Genomic DNA, 16,520 nt, shown 5'->3' on the forward strand with positions numbered 1-16,520 from the left:
GAATAACATGTAAAACATGTACGACCTGGCGGTACGCCGGCGCACCGGGAACGCTACGGTTGTTCGGGTGCGCCCGGAAACCGTTGCCGAATTCGGCACTTGGCGGATCGTTGTACCCGCGGTCCGGGTGGTCGAGTCCCATCTGGTCCTGGTCCGATCCGTAGGTCGCGTCGACTCCCTGAACGAACGCGAAGCGGCCGACCTGATCGACGCCTACCGCGCCGCGACCTCGGTGCTGCACCGGATCTTCGGATCCTCCGGTTTCATGATCAGCTTCTCGGTGCTCTGGCAGCCGGACTCCGAAGGCATCGGCGAACCCGACCCGGTCCCGGGTGCCGGGTGCGCGATCCACGTGTTCGGCCGACGGCCCGGCGAGTTGATCAGCCCGGTCCGGGCGATGGCCCTGCCCCGCCGGGTCCGGCTGCCGGCCCGGGCCGACGCCGACCTGGTCGAACGGGTCCGGGACGAACTGGCCCGGCCGCCGCAGCCGCTCACCATCGAGGCTCCGGAGGGCAACCTCTGCGACGGCTGTACGGGTTCGGTGCTCACCGATCAGGAACGCTGGCGCAGCCGCGACGTCCGGGTGATCCGGCCGCGCCGGGTGCTCATCGATCCGCATGTGCTGGTGCTGCCGATCCGGCACGTGGTCAGCCTGCGCGACCTGGAACCCTCCGAGGTCGTCTCGCTGTCCGCCCGGCTGATCGAGTCGCTGGCCCAGTTCCGGCTCGGCTCGGGCTCGACCGGGCTGAGCGGGTTCGCCAACGACGGCATCCACGCCCGCCAGGAGACCCCGCACGTCCACCTGCACGTGTACGGCCGCTCGGCCTCCGAGGCCGTCAACCCGTACCAGCGGCTGGCCGCGTACCTCTCCCCGAACCGCTGACCCGACCCTGGCGGCCCGGACCGTGAACACCGTCGTGATCGTGATCTTGGTCGCCGTGGTGGTGGCGGTCGGCCTGGTCGTCGCCTGGCGACGGTTCGTGCCGCCGTTCCCGCCGCGGCCGAGGGACGCGTTCACCGACCCCGAGGACCCGCACACGCCCGATCGCAGCGTGCTGCAGCTCAACCGCGACGCCGAACTCCGGTACGAGAAGCGGCGACGCCGGTGGGAGGCGCGGCTGGACAAGAGAGCGGCGCGGAAGTGGAACCGCGCCTCGATCACCTGGACCCAGCTCGACGAGACCAGCCATCGCGCGGAGGTCCGCTACCGAGGCCGGCCACCGAGCCCCGATCCTGGTGGCTCCGGCGTCTACCTGTTGGCGTGGAACCCCGACGATGCGTTCGACGACGAGCGGTGGGAGCTGCGCGCCGAAGGCCAGACCTTCGCCCGGCTCGCCTGGTGGGAGACACAGCCGACCCTGGCCGAGGCCGAAGCGATCATCCGCCGGAACCTCGCCGCGAACTTCGACTAGGCGCCGGCGTTCGTCGAACCCTGCCGGTGGCAGCTGCGATCAGCGGGTGTAACCGGCCCGGCGGAAGGCGTCGGCCATCGCGCCCTGCGGCTCGCGCTCCTGGCGCGGCTTCGGCCGGCCGCCGCCGCCCCGCCCGTTCCGATCGCCGTCCCGGCCGGACTTCCGGTCGCCGGCCTTTCCCTCGCCGGCCTTTCCGGTGCGGGACTTCCCGTCGCCAGGCTTGCCCTCGCGCGGCTTCCGCTCGCCCTGCTGAGCCCCGCCTTGCTGAGCCCCGCCCTGCTTGGCCCCGCCCTGCCGGGACCGGCCCGGCTTGGCGTCGCCCGGCTTGGCGTCCAGGTCGTCGTCCAGGCGCAGGGTGAGGGAGATCCGCTTCCGGTCGTGGTCGATGTCGAGCACCTTCACCTTGACCAGGTCGCCGGGCTTGACCACCTCGCGCGGATCCTTGACGAAGTTCTTCGACAGCGCGGAGACGTGGGCCAGGCCGTCCTGGTGCACGCCGATGTCGATGAACGCCCCGAAGGCGGCGACGTTCGTCACCTGACCCTCCAGGATCATGCCGCGGGTCAGGTCGGCCAGGGTCTCCACGCCGTCGGCGAAGGCCGCGGTCTGGAAGGCGGGTCGGGGATCCCGGCCGGGCTTGTCCAGCTCGGTCAGGATGTCGGTCACCGTCGGCAGGCCGAACCGCTCGTCGGTGAACTCGGCGGCGTTGACCGTCCGCAGCGCGCTGCTGTTGCCGATCAAGGTCTTCAGCTCGGTCCCGGTCGCGGACAGGATCCGCCGCACCACCGGGTACGACTCCGGATGCACTCCGGACGAGTCGAGCGGGTCGTCGCCGTCGCTGATCCTCAAGAACCCGGCCGCCTGCTCGTACGCCTTCGGACCCAGCCGGGCCACCTCGAGCAGTGCCGCCCGGGACCGGAACGGCCCGTGCTGATCACGGTGCGCGGCGATGTTCTCGGCCAGCCCGGAGGTGATCCCGGAGACCCGGGTCAGCAGCGGCACCGAGGCCGTGTTGAGGTCGACACCGACCGCGTTCACGCAGTCCTCGACGACCGCGTCCAGCGACCGGGACAGGGCCAGCTCACCAAGATCATGTTGGTACTGCCCGACGCCGATCGACTTCGGATCGATCTTGACCAGCTCGGCCAGCGGATCCTGCAGCCGGCGGGCGATCGACACCGCGCCGCGCAGTGACACATCCATGTCCGGCAGTTCCTGCGAGGCGAACGCCGACGCCGAATAGACCGACGCACCGGCCTCGGAGACGACCGCCTTGGTCAGCTCCAGTTCCGGGTGCTTCTTGATCAACTCGCCGGCCAGCTTCTCGGTCTCCCGGGACGCGGTGCCGTTGCCGATCGCGATCAGTTCGACCTGATGATCTTTCGCGAGCCGAGCCAGCGTGGCGATCGACTGGTCCCATTGGTGCTTCGGTACGTGCGGGTAGATCACGTCGGTGGCGACGACCTTGCCCGTCCGGTCCACCACGGCCACTTTGACGCCGGTCCGGAAGCCCGGATCCAGGCCGAGGGTGGCCCGGGTGCCGGCCGGCGCGGCGAGCAGCAGGTCCTTCACGTTGGCGGCGAAGACCCGCACCGCCTCCTCCTCGGCGTGCTGCCGCAACCGCATCCGCATGTCGATGCCGAGCGTGATCATGATCTTGGTCCGCCAGGCCCAGCGGACCACACCGACCAGCCAGGTGTCGGCCGCCCGGCCCTGAGCCGCGATGCCGAACCGGTCGGCGATGATCTTCTCGTACCGGCTCTGAGCTTGATCATCAGCGCCCTCGTCCTGGGCGATCTGGATGGCCAGCACGTCCTCGGTCTCGCCCCGGTAGAGGGCCAGGATCCGGTGCGACGGCAGCGTGGTGAACGACTCCGAGAAGTCGAAGTAGTCGGAGAACTTCGCGCCCTCCTTCTCCTTGCCGTCCCGGACCGTCGAGACCAGCCGGCCGTTCTGCCAGAGCAGTTCCCGCAGCTCGCCGATCAGGTCGCCGTCGTCGGCGAACCGCTCGATCAGGATCGCCCTGGCCCCGTCCAGCGCGGTCTTGCTGTCCGGCACCTCCTTGGCCGCGTCGACGTACGCCTCCGCGGTCGTGACCGGGTCCAGGGACGGGTCGCCGAGCAGCGCGTCGGCCAGCGGTTCCAGCCCGGCCTCGCGGGCGATCATGGCCTTGGTCCGCCGCTTCGGCTTGAACGGAAGGTAGAGGTCCTCCAGCCGGGCCTTCGTGTCGGCCGCCAGGATCCGCTGCCGCAGCTCGTCGTCCAGCTTGCCCTGCGCCTCGATCGACTCGAGGATCGCCTGCCGCCGGTCGTCCAGCTCGCGCAGATAGCGCAGCCGTTCCTCCAGCGTGCGCAGCTGGGTGTCGTCCAGCCCGCCGGTGACCTCCTTGCGATAGCGCGCGATGAACGGCACCGTCGACCCCTCGTCGAGCAACGCCACCGCCGCCTGCACCCGGGCCACCGCGACCTCGAGCTCCTCGGCGATCCGCTGTTCGACCGTCACCACCTGCTGCACGCCAACTCCTCCCGCGGCCCGTACGCCTCCCGAACGAGCCGAACCAGACCCTAACCGACACCTCCGACGCCGACCGACCCCGTGCGCCGGCGCGGACCGGATCGGGAAATCCCGTGGCCGGAACGGGCGGTGTCTGACACCGTTGCTGGAGTGTTCGACGACGATCATGCTCCCCTGGTCAGCGTTTCCGGGCTGGTCAAGGAGTTCCGCCGGGCCCGCCGCGTCCCGGGCCGGCTGAGCGCGATCCGTACCTTCCTCAACCGCGACCACGACGTGATCCGCGCCGTGGACGACATCTCGTTCTCGATCATGAGCGGCGAGCTGATCGGATTCCTCGGCCCGAACGGGGCGGGCAAGTCGACCACGATCAAGATGCTCACCGGGATTCTCACCCCCACTGCCGGTACGGTCTCGGTCGCCGGCCGGGATCCGTCCCGGGAGCGCCGGACCAACGCAGCGACGATCGGGGTCGTGTTCGGCCAGCGCAGCCAGCTCTGGTGGGACCTGCCGCTGCGCGAGTCGTTCCGCGCCGTTCGCGACCTGTACGGCGTGCCCGGCGCTGCCGGCGACCAGCGCCAGGCGGAGCTGGTCGAGCTGCTCGAGATGGACGAGTTCCTGGACGCCCCGGTACGCCAGCTGTCGCTCGGCCAGCGGATGCGCGGCGACCTGGCCGCCGCGATGCTGTACCGGCCGCGACTGCTCTTCCTGGACGAGCCGACGGTCGGCCTGGACGTCGTCGCGAAGCAGCGGATCCGCGAGTTCGTCGCCCACACCAACGCCGAGAGCGGCACCACGATCCTGATCACCACCCACGATCTCGAGGACGTCGAGCGGCTCTGCCGCCGGATCGTGGTGATCGACCACGGCCGGGTGCTGTACGACGGCGGGCTGGCCGAGCTGATGGCCCGCTACGCCTCGTACCGCGATCTGGTCGTCACTCTCGCCGAACCGCACGACGTCGCCGTCCCGCCGCTGGAGCAGCTGGACCGGCAGGACCGCCGGGTGACGCTCCGGTTCCGCTCGGACCGGATCAAGGCGCCGGAGGCGATCGCGGCCGTCACCGCCGCCCACGCGGTGGTCGACCTGTCCGTCGTCGAGCCCCGGCTGGAGGACGTGATCGCCCGGATCTACACCGAACGCGGCCTGCCGGACGGCCCGCCGTGACCGCCGCGACCCGGGCCGTCCGGTTCCGAGCGGTCCTGAGCCAGGTCCGGATCGGCTACCTGACCCCGTGGTCCTACCGCAGCTCGATGCTGTTGTCGCTGGTCGTGGTCGCGATCCAGGTCGTCCTGTACGCGGTCGTCTGGCGGGCCATCTACGCCGGCCACGACGAGCCGGTCGCCGGGGCCGACGTCCGGCAGGCGGTCGGCTACGCGGTGCTCGGCATCACCGTGGCCGGGGTGCTGGACACCTGGCCCGGCCAGTCCATCGAGTGGCGGGTCCGGGAGGGCCTGATCGGGATCGACCTGACCCGCCCGATCGGGCTGCTGACCCAGAACCTCGCGGTGCAGACCGGTTTCGTGATCGCCGCGCTGCCGACGGTGCTGGTCGGTCTCGGCGCCGGCCTGCTGGTCGGCGGGCTGACGGCGCCGGCCGACCCGGCGGCCGCGCTCGCGTTCATGATCAGCCTGGTGCTGGCGTTCGGCGTCTCGCAGTTGATCACGCTGCTGATGGGACTCACGTCGTTCTGGACGCTCGAGGTCGGCGGCATCCAGATGGCGTTCGCGGTGGTCCGCACCTTCCTGTCCGGCTCGGTGCTGCCGCTCTGGTTCATGCCCGGCTGGCTGCAGGCGGTCGCGACCGCGCTGCCGTTCCAGGCGGCCACGTTCACCCCGGTCTCGATCTACTTCGGCCGGCCGCCGGGCGGCCTCGCGATGGCTCTCGGCGTGCAACTGTTCTGGGTCGTCGTGCTGGCCCTGCTGGCCGCGCTGGTCTGGTCCCGGGCCCGGCACCGGGTGGTGGTCCAGGGTGGCTGACGCCTTCACGCTCCGGCCGCCGTCCCTGCTGCGGCAGTACGTGGTGTTGCTGCGGATCGGGCTGTCGTCGGCGCTGCAGTACCGGACCGACTTCGTGCTGACCGCGATCGGGGCGATCTGCTACGAGGCGGTGTCGTTGGCGTTCGTCGGGGTGGTGGTGTTCGCGTTCGGCGGGATCGGCGGCTGGGGCCTGGTCGAGGTCGCCTTCGTGTACGGCATCCGTTCGATGGGCCACGCCCTGCACAGCTTTCTGTCCGGTCAGCTCTGGGCCACCGACCGGATCGTCCGGGACGGCGAGTTCGACCGCTACCTGCTCCGGCCGGTCGACCCGCTGGTGCAGCTGCTGACCCGGCGGTTCACCGTGACCGCGTTCGGCGACCTCGCGTTCGGCCTGGTGGTGCTGGTGATCACCGCGGCCGCGGCACCGATCGCCTGGACGGGCTGGACGGTGACGTACCTGATCCTGGCGGTGATCGGCAGCGCGGTCCTGGAGTCGGCGGTGATGCTGGCGCTGTCCGCCTTGTCGTTCCGGCTGCTGGTCAGCATGCCGCTGTTGCGGGTGGTGGACCAGGTGTTCGTCACCTTCGGCCCGTACCCGCTCAGTGTCTTTCCACGTGCCGTCGCCTACCTGCTGACCTTCCTGCTGCCGTTGGCGTACGCGGCGTTCTTTCCGGCCGCCGTCCTGCTCGGCCGGACCGACGAACTGTTCGTCCCGCTCTGGCTTGCGCTCGCGTCACCGGCGATCGGCGTCGCCCTCTACGTCCTCGCGGTGATCTTCTTCCGCCGGCAGCTGCGCCACTACGCCAGCCCCGGCCACTAGGACCGATCAGGCGTCGGCCCAGGCCACGTGCCCGCGCACACCCGCGACCGTGAAGCCGGCCTGTTCCAGCAGTGCGGGCGCGGTGCCGTACGGACCGGGCTCGGACATCGTGACGATGAGCCGGCCGCCGTCGGTCAGCAGGTCCGCGCGGAGCCGGGTGAGCAGGTCGGCGCGCCGCTCCAGCAGGACGGCGTCGGGCCGGACCTGCAGGGTGTCGAAGCGGAGCCCGCCCGGCGCCGTCCAGGTCTGCATGTTGCCGACCCAGAGCCGGTCCGCCCAGTGCGGCAGCCGTTGCCGGGCCAGCCGGATCAGGTCCGCGCCGAGGTCCATCCCGTACGGCTCGACGGCGATCCCGCGTTCCGCGCACCAGGCCTGCACGCACTCCATCAGGTATCCGTTGGCACAGCCGACGTCGAGGAAGGTGCCGTCCCGCTCGATCGCCTCGGCGACCGGGCGCCGGCTGCGCTCCCAGTCCTCGAGCGTCCCGCTGTTGCCGGACTGTCCCCAGGGCGTGTCCGCCCGCAGGTAGGCCGCCTGCCAGCGCAGGTTGTCGGCGGCGGTCTGGGCATCGGTCCGGGCCTGCCGCGCCTCGGCCGCGTCGACGACGAAGCGGGCCCCGACCGGGTCGCCGGCCGCGGCCAGCCGGGCGGCCAGCCGGTCCGGGGTGAGGTGTTCCAGCGCGACCTCGCGACCCGCGGGGGCGCCGGTGGCGAAGCCGAAGACCTGCAGCCCGGCGGCCGGGTCGGCCGGGTCGAGATCCGCGACAGCGACGGTCCGCATCCCCTGGATCCGGAAGCCGTGCGTCTGCTGCGGCACCCGCAGCGTGGTGTCGTACAGCCAGTGTTCGCCGGCGGCGACGTCGCTGGTGCTGAGTGCGGGCCCGCCGTCGGCGGCGACGACGCACTCGCCCTCGGGGAGCAGCAGGAGAAGGGTGATCCGGCGGACCCGGTCGGGCTCGGGATCGTCGGGAACCGTGCGGTAGGAGGCCGAAGCGGGCATCACCGGATTCTCGCCCGGTCCCGCGGCCGATGGCCCGGCGCAGGCGTGCCGCGGATCGCGCTGCGCGTGTCGCGGTCGGGCGCCGGCTACCGGGCCGGGCTCTTCGTCTTCCGGCGCAGCCCGAACATCGGCCGGTCCACGTCCGGCGCCTCCCCGGGAGTCGCGCTGATCAAGGCGCCGAACCAGCGGGTCCGGTCGGACTGGTCGATCAGGATCGCCTTCACGAACAGCGTCGCCGGCACCGCCAGCAGCGCGCCCAGTCCGCCGAGGATGAAGGACCAGAAGATCAACGAGATGAACGCGACGGTCGGCGTGATGCCCACCGCGTCGCCGGTGAACTTCGGCTGGATCAGGGTCTGGATGAGGAAGTTGATCACGCAGAACGAGATGATCACCGCGAGCATGTCGCGCAGCCCGTTGTCGCCGCCGCTGAGCAGGGCCAGCAGGGCCGGCGGGATCATGCCGACGACGAAGCCGACGTTCGGGATGTAGTTGGTGACGAAGGCGAACACGCCCCAGGTGACCGCCAGCGGTACGCCGATGATCGACAACGCGATCACGTCGAAGATGGACACGATGAAGCCGAACAGCGAGGTCACGATCCAGTACTTGCGGACGTTCCGGGCGAAGGTCTCCAGGGCCTCCGCGACCCGCGGCCGGGCCTCCCTGATGATCGCCATCCGGGGCGCGATCCCGGACGCGTCGAAGGCCAGGAAGACGACCACGGTGACCATCAGCGCGCCCAGCGACAGCCAGTTGGTGATGCCGCTGAGCAGCGTCTGCGCGATCCCGGTCAGCGAGCTGGGGTCGAAGTTGTCGAAGAAGGACTGGAACTGTTCGGTGCCGACGCCGAAGCCGGCCAGGGTGTCCAGCACGATGTTGTAGAGCCGGATGAACGCCTCGCCGTACTTCGGCAGGGTGGTCGCCAGCTGCGTGATCGACAGCGCGATCGAGCCGAGGATGACGATCAGGATGCCGTAGATCGTGAACAGGGCGATGGTGCTGGCCAACCAGGCCGGGACGCCGACCTTGCGCAGCCAGACCCGGAACGGATGCACGGTGATCACCAGCGTGAGGACCAGGAACACGGGGCCGGCGATGTCGGAGATCGCCTTCACCCCCATCGCCGCGACGACGATGCCGGCGGCGACCAGGACGCCCCAGAGCGGCGGTGACCAGCCCGGGCCGGGGTCGGCTCGGCGGCTCGTGCGTTCGAGGCCGCTGCGACGCGTACGTGGACCCGGCATCTGTTCCTCCCGCTCACCTGACCTGGCGTCGCGAGTGTAGTTCTCCCCGGTGACCGCCGGTCGAAGGAACGGGACACCGGGACCACGGTCGGACATCCGGATCCTAGGGTGAGACTCATGACAGACATTCCGTACGCCGACCGCCCGTTCCGGGTGGGCGTCCAGCTCCAGCCGCAGCACGCCGACTACTCCGCGTTGCGCGAGGCGGCCGCCGCGGCCGAGGAGGCCGGGGTCGACGTGATCTTCAACTGGGACCACTTCTTTCCGCTCTCCGGTGAACCCGACGGCCTGCACTACGAGTGCTGGACGATGCTGGGCGCCTGGGCCGAGCAGACCAGCCGGGTCGAGATCGGCGCCCTGGTCAGCTGCAACTCGTACCGCAATCCCGAACTGCTCGCCGACATGGCCCGGACCGTCGACCACATCAGCAACGGCCGGCTGATCCTCGGCATCGGGGCCGGCTGGTTCGAACGCGACTACGACGAGTACGGCTACGAGTTCGGCACCGCCGGCTCCCGGCTGGCCGACCTGAAGCAGGCGCTGCCCCGGATCAAGGACCGCTGGTCGAAGCTCAACCCGGCGCCGACCCGGGACATCCCGGTGCTGATCGGTGGCGGCGGTGAGAAGAAGACGCTGCGCTACACGGCCGAGCACGCCACCATCTGGCACGGCTTCGGCGACGCCGAGACGCTCAAGCACAAGAACGCGGTGCTGGACGACTGGTGCGCGCAGATCGGCCGCGACCCGGGCGAGATCGAGCGGTCGACCGGCGTCAACGGCAGCCCGGAGGAATCGGCCCAGGGCCTGGTCGATGTCGGGGTACGGCTGGTGACGATCACGACCGACGGCCGGGTGGACTACGACCTGACCCGGGTCAAGGAGTGGGTGGCCTTCCGCGACGAGTTCAACGCGGCGTAGGCTGCAGCGGTCAGGTAAGACTGAAGGGCCGGCGGATTCGAAAATCCGCCGGCCCTTAGCGCATTCGTCGACCCCCCTGAGTGCCGACGAATCAGACTGTGGCTGGTACCCCTCCCCGTGCTGGGTACCTGTCCAACTGCCCCCCTTGCGTAAAGAATCATCACCCGGCAGCCTCTGCAGGCCCGCCAGGATCCCTCAAGAGTTACGCAAGGTCTGCACAAAACTCACATGAGCCGTTACAGCGGACCTCAGGACCCGTGCCACCGAGGTCCGATACCCCGAGGACCAACGCCGTCGTCGGGGTACCCGGAACTCCGGACCGGCGACCGATGGCGGATGCGGTGCTCCGAGTCATTCTTGAGTCATGGATGCAACACAGGTCATCATCACGGTGCTGGCGGTCATCGGGATCGTCGTGGTCGGAGTGCTCGCGATCGTCCCCACCATGTTCGACGTGTCGGCCCGTGCGGCGAAGGCTCCGCGCAGCCGCAGCCACGTCGACCTGGCCGCCTGACCCCGAGCCATTTGGCCGGTACGGCAGAATCCAGGACGTGGTGAGCTTCGAGCGGTACGTCGCCATCGGTGATTCCGCCACCGAGGGTCTTGAGGACCCCGACGGCAACGGTGGCTACCGCGGCTGGGCCGACCGGCTCGCGCAGCACATCGCCGACGGCCAGGACGAGCCGGTCGACTACGCCAACCTCGCCGTCCGCGGACTGCGGCTGGACGAGATCCGCAACACCCAGTTCGACGACGCACTGGCCCTGAAACCCGATCTGATGACCGTCTTCGGCGGAGTCAACGACGTTCTTGCCTTCGGCTGCGACTACGACCAGCTCGCCGCGACGCTCGCCGAGATGTACAGCGAGGCTCGCGGCAACGACATCACCGTCGTCACCTTCACCATGCCCGACCCGACCGCGATCAACCCGTTCGGGCGCCGGCTCCGGGACCGGATGTTCCGGCTGAACGATCTGGTCCGGGCCGAGGCCGCGCGGTACGGCGTGATCGTGCTGGACCTGCAGGCCTATCCGATGGCCGGCGATCCCCGGCTCTGGTACGCGGACAAGCTGCACGGCAACCCGCTGGGCCACGAGCGGGTCGCCCGCGGGCTGGGCTGGCGGCTCGGCATCGACGGGTTGGACGAGTCCTGGGCCGAGCCGCTGCCGCCGGAGTCGACCCGGTCGGTCCGGGAACAGATCACCGAGGAACTCGACTGGGCAGTGACCCACCTGGCGCCGTGGCTCGGCAAGGGGATCCGCGGCATTCCGCACGGCGACGGGATCGTCGCGAAGCGCCCGGTGCCCACGGTCGTGGCGAAGTCGGTGAGTCAGTCGACCGGGTCCGGCACCTCGATGCCCCGCTCGGCCGCCCGCCGCGCGCCCCAGTCGTAGAGCGCCTGCAACACCGGGGCGAGACTCTGCCCCTCCTCGGTCAGCCGGTACGAGACCGGCGCCGGCACCTCCCCGTCGTCCTCGTGCACGCGCCGCTCGACCAGTCCGTCCGCCTCCAACCGGCGCAGCCGCTGGGTGAGCATCTTCTCGCTCAGGCCGGGGATCCGCCGGCGCAACTGCCCGTACCGGTGCACGCCCTCCTTGAGGTGGGCCAAGATCACCGGGGTCCAGCGGCCGGCGATCGCGTCGACGGCGACCTCGACCGCGCAGGAGTAGCCGCGTTTGTTCATCGACACCTCACCCGGCCCTCCACGCACCGGAAAGTGCGTACTTGCGGATCCGTACCGGCTCGACTCTAGTTTCTGTACGTGATCACCGAATACATCCGCTACCGGATCCCGGCCGACCGCGCCGACGCGTTCGAGGAGGCCTACCGCCGGGCGGCCGGACAGTTGGCCGTCGCGCCGCAGTGCGTCGACTACGACCTGTCCCGGTGCGAGGAGGAGCCCGAGAGCTACATCCTGCGGATCGGCTGGACCTCGACCGATGATCATCTTCGGGGCTTCCGGGGCGGCGAGCACTTCGGCCCGTTCCTGGCTGCGATCGGGGATTTCGTGCCGCTGATCGAGGAGATGCGGCACTACCGGACGACCGGGATCGCCGGGGCGGGCGGTTCGGCGCCGAGCCTGTACGACTGGGCCGGTGGCATCGACGCGCTGGAACGGCTGACCGAGGAGTTCTACCGGGTGGTGATCACCGACGAGCTGCTGGCGCCCGTGTTCGCCGGGATGTCGGGTGATCACCCGAAGCACGTCGCGGCCTGGCTCGGCGAGGTGTTCGGCGGCCCGGCGGCGTACTCGCGTGATCATGGCGGCCACGCCGGCATGGTGCGGCACCACCTGGGCCGGGCGATCACGGAGGAGCAGCGGCGCCGCTGGGTCACCCTGCTGCTCGACGCGGCGGACCGGGTCGGCCTGCCCGACGACCCCGAGTTCCGCGCCTCGTTCGTCGGGTACCTCGAATGGGGCAGCCGGATGGCCGTCGTCCTGTCCGCCCCGGACGCCCGGCCCGACTTCGACGAGCCGATGCCCACCTGGACCTGGTCCCGGCCGCCCTGGACCCCCGAGTCCTGACCGCGAGCCCGAGTCCTGACCGCCACCGGCGGCCCCGGCGCAACGAAGGGGTGGGGTTGTCGACATTCCCGCGTCCATCGGGGCGGAACACGGTGGGGTTGTCGACACTCCCGCGCCGTCGGGGCCGAACCGGTGGGATTGTCTACATCCCCGCGCCCGTCGGGGCGAACCCGGTGGGGTTGTCGACATTCCCGCGCCCATGGGGGCGAACCCGGTGGGGTTGTCGACATTCCCGCGGGAACGGGGGCCGAGCTCGGTGGGGTTGCGGCCGCGAGGTCAGTGGGAGACGGCGTGGGGGCGGTGGGCCGGGTCGCTGGTGGGGCGCCCGGAGCCGGGCCGGCGGACGGCCGGCCTGAGTTCGACCGGACCGGCGGCCGGGGCTTCGGCGCGCTGCGCGGTCGCGGGCAGGGCGAGTTGGGCGGTGAGGCCGCCGCCGGAGTCGGCGCGCAGGGTGAGCGTGGCGTCCAGTGAGCGGGCCAGGTTCTGCGTGATCGCCAGGCCGAACCCGTGCGCAGCCGGGCCGCTCCGGGTCTCCGGCGTCGGCCGCAGCGCGTGTTCGACCTCGCGCTGGCTCATCACCTCACCCGTGTTGGAGATCGTGATCGTCGGCTGACCCCAGCCGCGGCTGGTGCCGACCCAGACCGTCCCGTGTCGCCGGTTGTACCGGATCGCGTTGTCCAGCAGCCGATCGACGATGCCGCGCAGGATGGTCCGGTCGGTCTCGGCCCGGACGTCGTCGATGTCGAAGATGATCTTGACCTGGTGGTGCAGCCGCAGCGCCTCCAGCCCGACCGCGGACTCGACGATGACGTCGTCCAGGTTGGTCGCGGTGATCATGGGCTCGACGGTGCCGGACCGGGACAGGGCCATCAGGCCGTCGACCAGGTCGAGTGATCGTTGGTTGGCGTAGGACAGCTGTTCGATGAGGTGTTGCGTCCGGGCCGTGATCAGCCAGTCGTTGGCGGCCGCGTCGAGCAGCTGCCGGGTCGTGGCCAGCTGGGTCGGCAGCTCGGTCTCGGCGATCGCGGTGAACCGGCGGCGGGCCTCGAGCTGGTGGTCCAGCCGGGACAGCATCCGGTTGAAGCTGCCGGCCAGCGCGACGAGCTCGTCGCGGCTGGAGACCTTGGCCGGTTCGCCGACCTCGAGCTGCCCGCCGGGCGGGCCCTGGGCGGCCCGGGTCGCCGCGGCGTTGAGATCGTTGAGCGGACGGAGCACGCCACCGGTGATCATCCAGGTGACCAGGGTGGTGCCGGCGATCAGCGTGATCAACGCGACCACCGAAACGATCATGAGCGCGTCCAGCAGGCGCCCGGTGCCGCCGGTCAGCAACGGATCCGGCACCAGCCGGACGGCGACGTTGACCGCGACCAGTGCGGTGGTGGCGGCGATCGCGGCCAGGATCCCGTACACGATCGTCAATTGGGCGCGCGTACTGACGCGACGGCGCAGTCGTCGCCAGCTGAACAGGAAGGCCCGGCCGAGCGTGACGTGTTGCGCGGTCATGACCGTTGTTCCGTGATGATCAAACGGCGCATATCAATCCCCCGATCGACAGTGTCGATTATGCGCAGATTCCTGCCGTGGCGGGCGTAATCGGGGGTAATCGAGCGTGGCGTGTCTGGCGTCGTTCCGGACCCGCACTAAAGGCTGTCGAAGCCTGCCCCGAACCTGTCGAAGAGTGTCGGGCCCGATCGGGCTCGCTCTTCGACAGGTCCAGGGAGTTGATCAGCCGACCGGGCTCAGCTCGGTCCGGACCTGCCGGGCCGCGGCGACCAGATGGCGCAGCGACTCCTCCACCTCGGCATAGCCCCGGGTCTTCAGACCGCAGTCCGGGTTGGCCCAGAGCCGTTCGGCGGGCAGGGTCTGCCCGGCCAGCCGCAAGGCCTCGATCATCTCCTCGACCGGCGGGACCCGCGGCGAGTGGATGTCCCAGACGCCCGGGCCGACCTCGCGCGGATAGCCGGCCTCGGACAGTTCGCCGACGACCTCCATCCGGGACCGGGCCGCCTCCAGGCTGATCACGTCGGCGTCCATCGCGACGATCGCGTCCACGATGTCGCCGAACTCGGCGTAACACATGTGGGTGTGGATCTGGGTCGCGTCGGTCACCCCGGCCGTGGACAGCTGGAACGCCGCGACGGCCCAGTCCAGGTAGCCCGGCCGGTCGGCCCGGCGCAGCGGCAGGGTCTCCCGCAACGCCGGCTCGTCCACCTGGATCACCCGGATCCCGGCGCTCTCCAGGTCGGCCACCTCGTCCCGCAGGGCCAGCGCCACCTGCCGAGCGGTGTCGCCGAGCGGTTGATCATCGCGGACGAACGACCAGGCCAGCATGGTCACCGGGCCGGTCAGCATGCCCTTGACCGGACGGTCCGTCAGGCCCTGGGCGTACGAGGCCCAGTCCACCGTCATCGGCCGCGGCCGGGACACGTCGCCGACGATGATCGGCGGCCGCACGCACCGGGTCCCGTACGACTGCACCCAGCCGTTGCGGGTGCTCAGGAACCCGACCAGCTGATCGGCGAAGTACTGCACCATGTCGTTGCGTTCCGGCTCTCCGTGCACCAGCACGTCGACGCCGAGCTCCGTCTGCAGCTTGATCACTTCGGCGATCTCGTCCCGCATCGCCTGGTCGTACGCGGTGTTGTCGATCTTCTTCGCCCGCAGGTCGGCCCGGGCCTGGCGCAGTGTCGTGGTCTGCGGGAACGAGCCGATCGTCGTGGTCGGGAAGGCCGGCAGCTTGAGTTGATCATGCTGGGCCTCGGCCCGGACCGGGTACGCCGAGCGACGCCGGAGTTGATCATCGGTGACGGTGGCCAGTCGCTCCCGTACCGCTTGATCACGGACGATCGGCGACGTCGCGCGGGACGCCAGCCGGGTCGCGTTCACGGTCAGCTCGCCGGCCACCGCGTCCCGGCCCTGGTTCAGGGCGCGGGCCAGAATCGCCAGCTCCTCGAGCTTCTGGTCGGCGAACGCCAGCCAGCCGGCCACGGTCGGGTCGAGGTCCGGCTCGTCGGTGACGTCGATCGGCACGTGCAGCAGCGACGACGAGGACGACACGTCCAGCCGGTCCACCAGGCCGAGCAGGGTGCCGAGCTTGCCCAGCGCCGCGGCCAGGTCGGTCCGCCACACGTTGCGGCCGTCGACCACCCCGGCGATCAAGCGTTTGCCGGCCAGTCCGGGCTGCCCGGCCAGATCATCGAGACTGGCCGAACCCGGACCGACAAGATCAACAGCGAGCCCCTCGACCGGTGCCGACACGACCACCGGGGCCGCGTCACCGAGCCGGTCGAAGTAGCTGCCGATGATGATCTTGGGCCGGTTCGGTACCGCGGCCAGGGTGGCGTAGGCCTCCCGGAACCGCTCCAGGTCGGCCGGATCGAGGTCGGTGACCAGCACCGGCTCGTCCAGCTGCACCCACTCGGCGCCGGCCTCGGCGAGCCGGCCGAGCAGCTCGGCGTAGACCGGAATCAGCTTGTCCAGCAGGGAGATCGGCGCGAAGTCCGGGTCCTCGGCGGCCTTGGCCAGCAGCAGGAACGTGACCGGCCCGACCAGCACCGGGCGTGCAGCGACGCCGAGCTCGGCCGCCTCGGCCAGCTCGTCGATGATCTTGGTCGGGTCGAGCGCGAACTCGGTGCCGGCGGACAGCTCGGGCACCAGGTAGTGGTAGTTGGTGTCGAACCACTTGGTCATCTCCAGCGGCTGCACCCGGTCGTCGCCGCGGGCCATCGCGAAGTAGCGGTCCAGCCGGCCGGCGTCGGTCGTGGTGTCCGGCACCGCCTCGGCATGGCGGGGCGGGATCGCACCGACCATCCAGGCGGTGTCCAGCACGTGGTCGTACAGCGAGAAGTCGCCGACCGGCACCTCGCCGAGCCCGGCGTCGCGGAGCCGCTCCAGCCGTTGCCGGCGCAGCGTCGCCGCGGTGTCGAGCAGGGCGGCGGCGTCCGTGCCGCCCTTCCAATAGCGTTCGATGGCGCGCTTCAGTTCGCGGCGCCGGCCCTGTCGGGGATAACCGTGGGTCGTGGCAATCGAAGTCATCTGAAGAGAACTCTCCTTCGCGAGTCCTGCTGATCCGCCGGAGGAGGGCAGCGCCGGAAGAGCTTCCGGCCG

General features: G+C 70.5%; 15 protein-coding genes. 9 read left to right on the top strand and 6 right to left on the bottom strand.

The features are described 5' to 3' along the window. The first annotated feature begins 67 nt into the window (after positions 1–67). Both ACFQU4_RS06370 and ACFQU4_RS06375 read left to right on the top strand, forming a co-directional pair. On the top strand, positions 68–883 hold the full coding sequence (locus tag ACFQU4_RS06370; protein WP_377488269.1) for an HIT family protein: 816 nt from the start codon (positions 68–70) through the stop codon (positions 881–883). A gap of 22 nt (positions 884–905) precedes the next feature. Then, positions 906–1,412 carry a hypothetical protein gene (locus tag ACFQU4_RS06375; RefSeq protein WP_377488272.1) on the top strand — a complete coding sequence of 169 codons (507 nt, stop codon included), beginning with the start codon at positions 906–908 and terminating at the stop codon, positions 1,410–1,412. A gap of 39 nt (positions 1,413–1,451) precedes the next feature. Here ACFQU4_RS06375 and ACFQU4_RS06380 read toward each other — a convergent pair whose 3' ends face one another. Continuing rightward, positions 1,452–3,926 carry a Tex family protein gene (locus ACFQU4_RS06380; RefSeq protein ID WP_377488275.1) on the bottom strand — a complete coding sequence of 825 codons (2,475 nt, stop codon included), beginning with the start codon at positions 3,924–3,926 and terminating at the stop codon, positions 1,452–1,454. Positions 3,927–4,055: 129 nt separating this feature from the next. Between ACFQU4_RS06380 and ACFQU4_RS06385 the strand changes: the two genes are divergently transcribed. Genes ACFQU4_RS06385 through ACFQU4_RS06395 form a run of 3 tightly spaced genes read left to right on the top strand, consistent with a single transcriptional unit; the run spans position 4,056 to position 6,722 of the window. After that, positions 4,056–5,090, top strand: a complete 1,035-nt coding sequence (locus ACFQU4_RS06385) for an ATP-binding cassette domain-containing protein (protein ID WP_377488278.1) — start codon at positions 4,056–4,058, stop codon at positions 5,088–5,090. Continuing rightward, positions 5,087–5,902: an ABC transporter permease gene (locus tag ACFQU4_RS06390; protein ID WP_377488281.1), complete on the top strand. Its 816-nt coding sequence runs from the start codon at positions 5,087–5,089 to the stop codon at positions 5,900–5,902. Before ACFQU4_RS06385 ends, ACFQU4_RS06390 begins: the two co-directional genes overlap by 4 nt. Next, positions 5,895–6,722 carry an ABC transporter permease gene (locus ACFQU4_RS06395; protein WP_377488284.1) on the top strand — a complete coding sequence of 276 codons (828 nt, stop codon included), beginning with the start codon at positions 5,895–5,897 and terminating at the stop codon, positions 6,720–6,722. The genes ACFQU4_RS06390 and ACFQU4_RS06395 overlap by 8 nt, the downstream gene beginning before the upstream one ends. A 6-nt stretch (positions 6,723–6,728) precedes the next feature. On the opposite strand, the gene ACFQU4_RS06400 is transcribed toward ACFQU4_RS06395, so the two are convergent. Next, on the bottom strand, positions 6,729–7,721 hold the full coding sequence (locus ACFQU4_RS06400) for a class I SAM-dependent methyltransferase (RefSeq protein WP_377488287.1): 993 nt from the start codon (positions 7,719–7,721) through the stop codon (positions 6,729–6,731). An 86-nt stretch (positions 7,722–7,807) separates the two neighbouring features. Further along, the gene (locus ACFQU4_RS06405) at positions 7,808–8,968 is read right to left on the bottom strand and encodes an AI-2E family transporter (protein WP_377488290.1); all 1,161 of its coding nucleotides are present in this window, start codon (positions 8,966–8,968) and stop codon (positions 7,808–7,810) included. A 117-nt stretch (positions 8,969–9,085) separates the two neighbouring features. Here ACFQU4_RS06405 and ACFQU4_RS06410 point away from each other — a divergent pair, with 117 nt between their 5' ends. The 3 genes from ACFQU4_RS06410 to ACFQU4_RS06420 all read left to right on the top strand — a co-directional run bounded on the left by ACFQU4_RS06410 (position 9,086) and on the right by ACFQU4_RS06420 (position 11,280). Further along, positions 9,086–9,886: an LLM class F420-dependent oxidoreductase gene (locus tag ACFQU4_RS06410; RefSeq protein ID WP_377488293.1), complete on the top strand. Its 801-nt coding sequence runs from the start codon at positions 9,086–9,088 to the stop codon at positions 9,884–9,886. Between the two features lie 364 nt (positions 9,887–10,250). Continuing rightward, positions 10,251–10,400 carry a hypothetical protein gene (locus ACFQU4_RS06415; protein ID WP_377488296.1) on the top strand — a complete coding sequence of 50 codons (150 nt, stop codon included), beginning with the start codon at positions 10,251–10,253 and terminating at the stop codon, positions 10,398–10,400. A 37-nt stretch (positions 10,401–10,437) separates the two neighbouring features. After that, positions 10,438–11,280 carry an SGNH/GDSL hydrolase family protein gene (locus tag ACFQU4_RS06420; protein WP_377488299.1) on the top strand — a complete coding sequence of 281 codons (843 nt, stop codon included), beginning with the start codon at positions 10,438–10,440 and terminating at the stop codon, positions 11,278–11,280. Here ACFQU4_RS06420 and ACFQU4_RS06425 read toward each other — a convergent pair. Continuing rightward, complete coding sequence (locus tag ACFQU4_RS06425; RefSeq protein ID WP_377488796.1) at positions 11,217–11,570, bottom strand: winged helix-turn-helix transcriptional regulator; 354 nt, start codon at positions 11,568–11,570, stop codon at positions 11,217–11,219. The genes ACFQU4_RS06420 and ACFQU4_RS06425 overlap by 64 nt on opposite strands. A gap of 78 nt (positions 11,571–11,648) precedes the next feature. Here ACFQU4_RS06425 and ACFQU4_RS06430 point away from each other — a divergent pair, with 78 nt between their 5' ends. Next, positions 11,649–12,413: a group II truncated hemoglobin gene (locus tag ACFQU4_RS06430; RefSeq protein WP_377488302.1), complete on the top strand. Its 765-nt coding sequence runs from the start codon at positions 11,649–11,651 to the stop codon at positions 12,411–12,413. A 276-nt stretch (positions 12,414–12,689) separates the two neighbouring features. On the opposite strand, the gene ACFQU4_RS06435 is transcribed toward ACFQU4_RS06430, so the two are convergent. Both ACFQU4_RS06435 and metE read right to left on the bottom strand, forming a co-directional pair. Continuing rightward, on the bottom strand, positions 12,690–13,916 hold the full coding sequence (locus ACFQU4_RS06435; RefSeq protein ID WP_377488305.1) for a sensor histidine kinase: 1,227 nt from the start codon (positions 13,914–13,916) through the stop codon (positions 12,690–12,692). Positions 13,917–14,138: 222 nt separating this feature from the next. Continuing rightward, positions 14,139–16,448 carry a 5-methyltetrahydropteroyltriglutamate--homocysteine S-methyltransferase gene (metE, locus tag ACFQU4_RS06440; RefSeq protein ID WP_377488308.1) on the bottom strand — a complete coding sequence of 770 codons (2,310 nt, stop codon included), beginning with the start codon at positions 16,446–16,448 and terminating at the stop codon, positions 14,139–14,141. Between the last annotated feature and the right edge of the window lie 72 nt (positions 16,449–16,520).

The sequence above is a fragment of the Microlunatus sp. GCM10028923 genome (genome assembly GCF_042666975.1).
Taxonomy (GTDB): domain Bacteria; phylum Actinomycetota; class Actinomycetes; order Propionibacteriales; family Propionibacteriaceae; genus Microlunatus.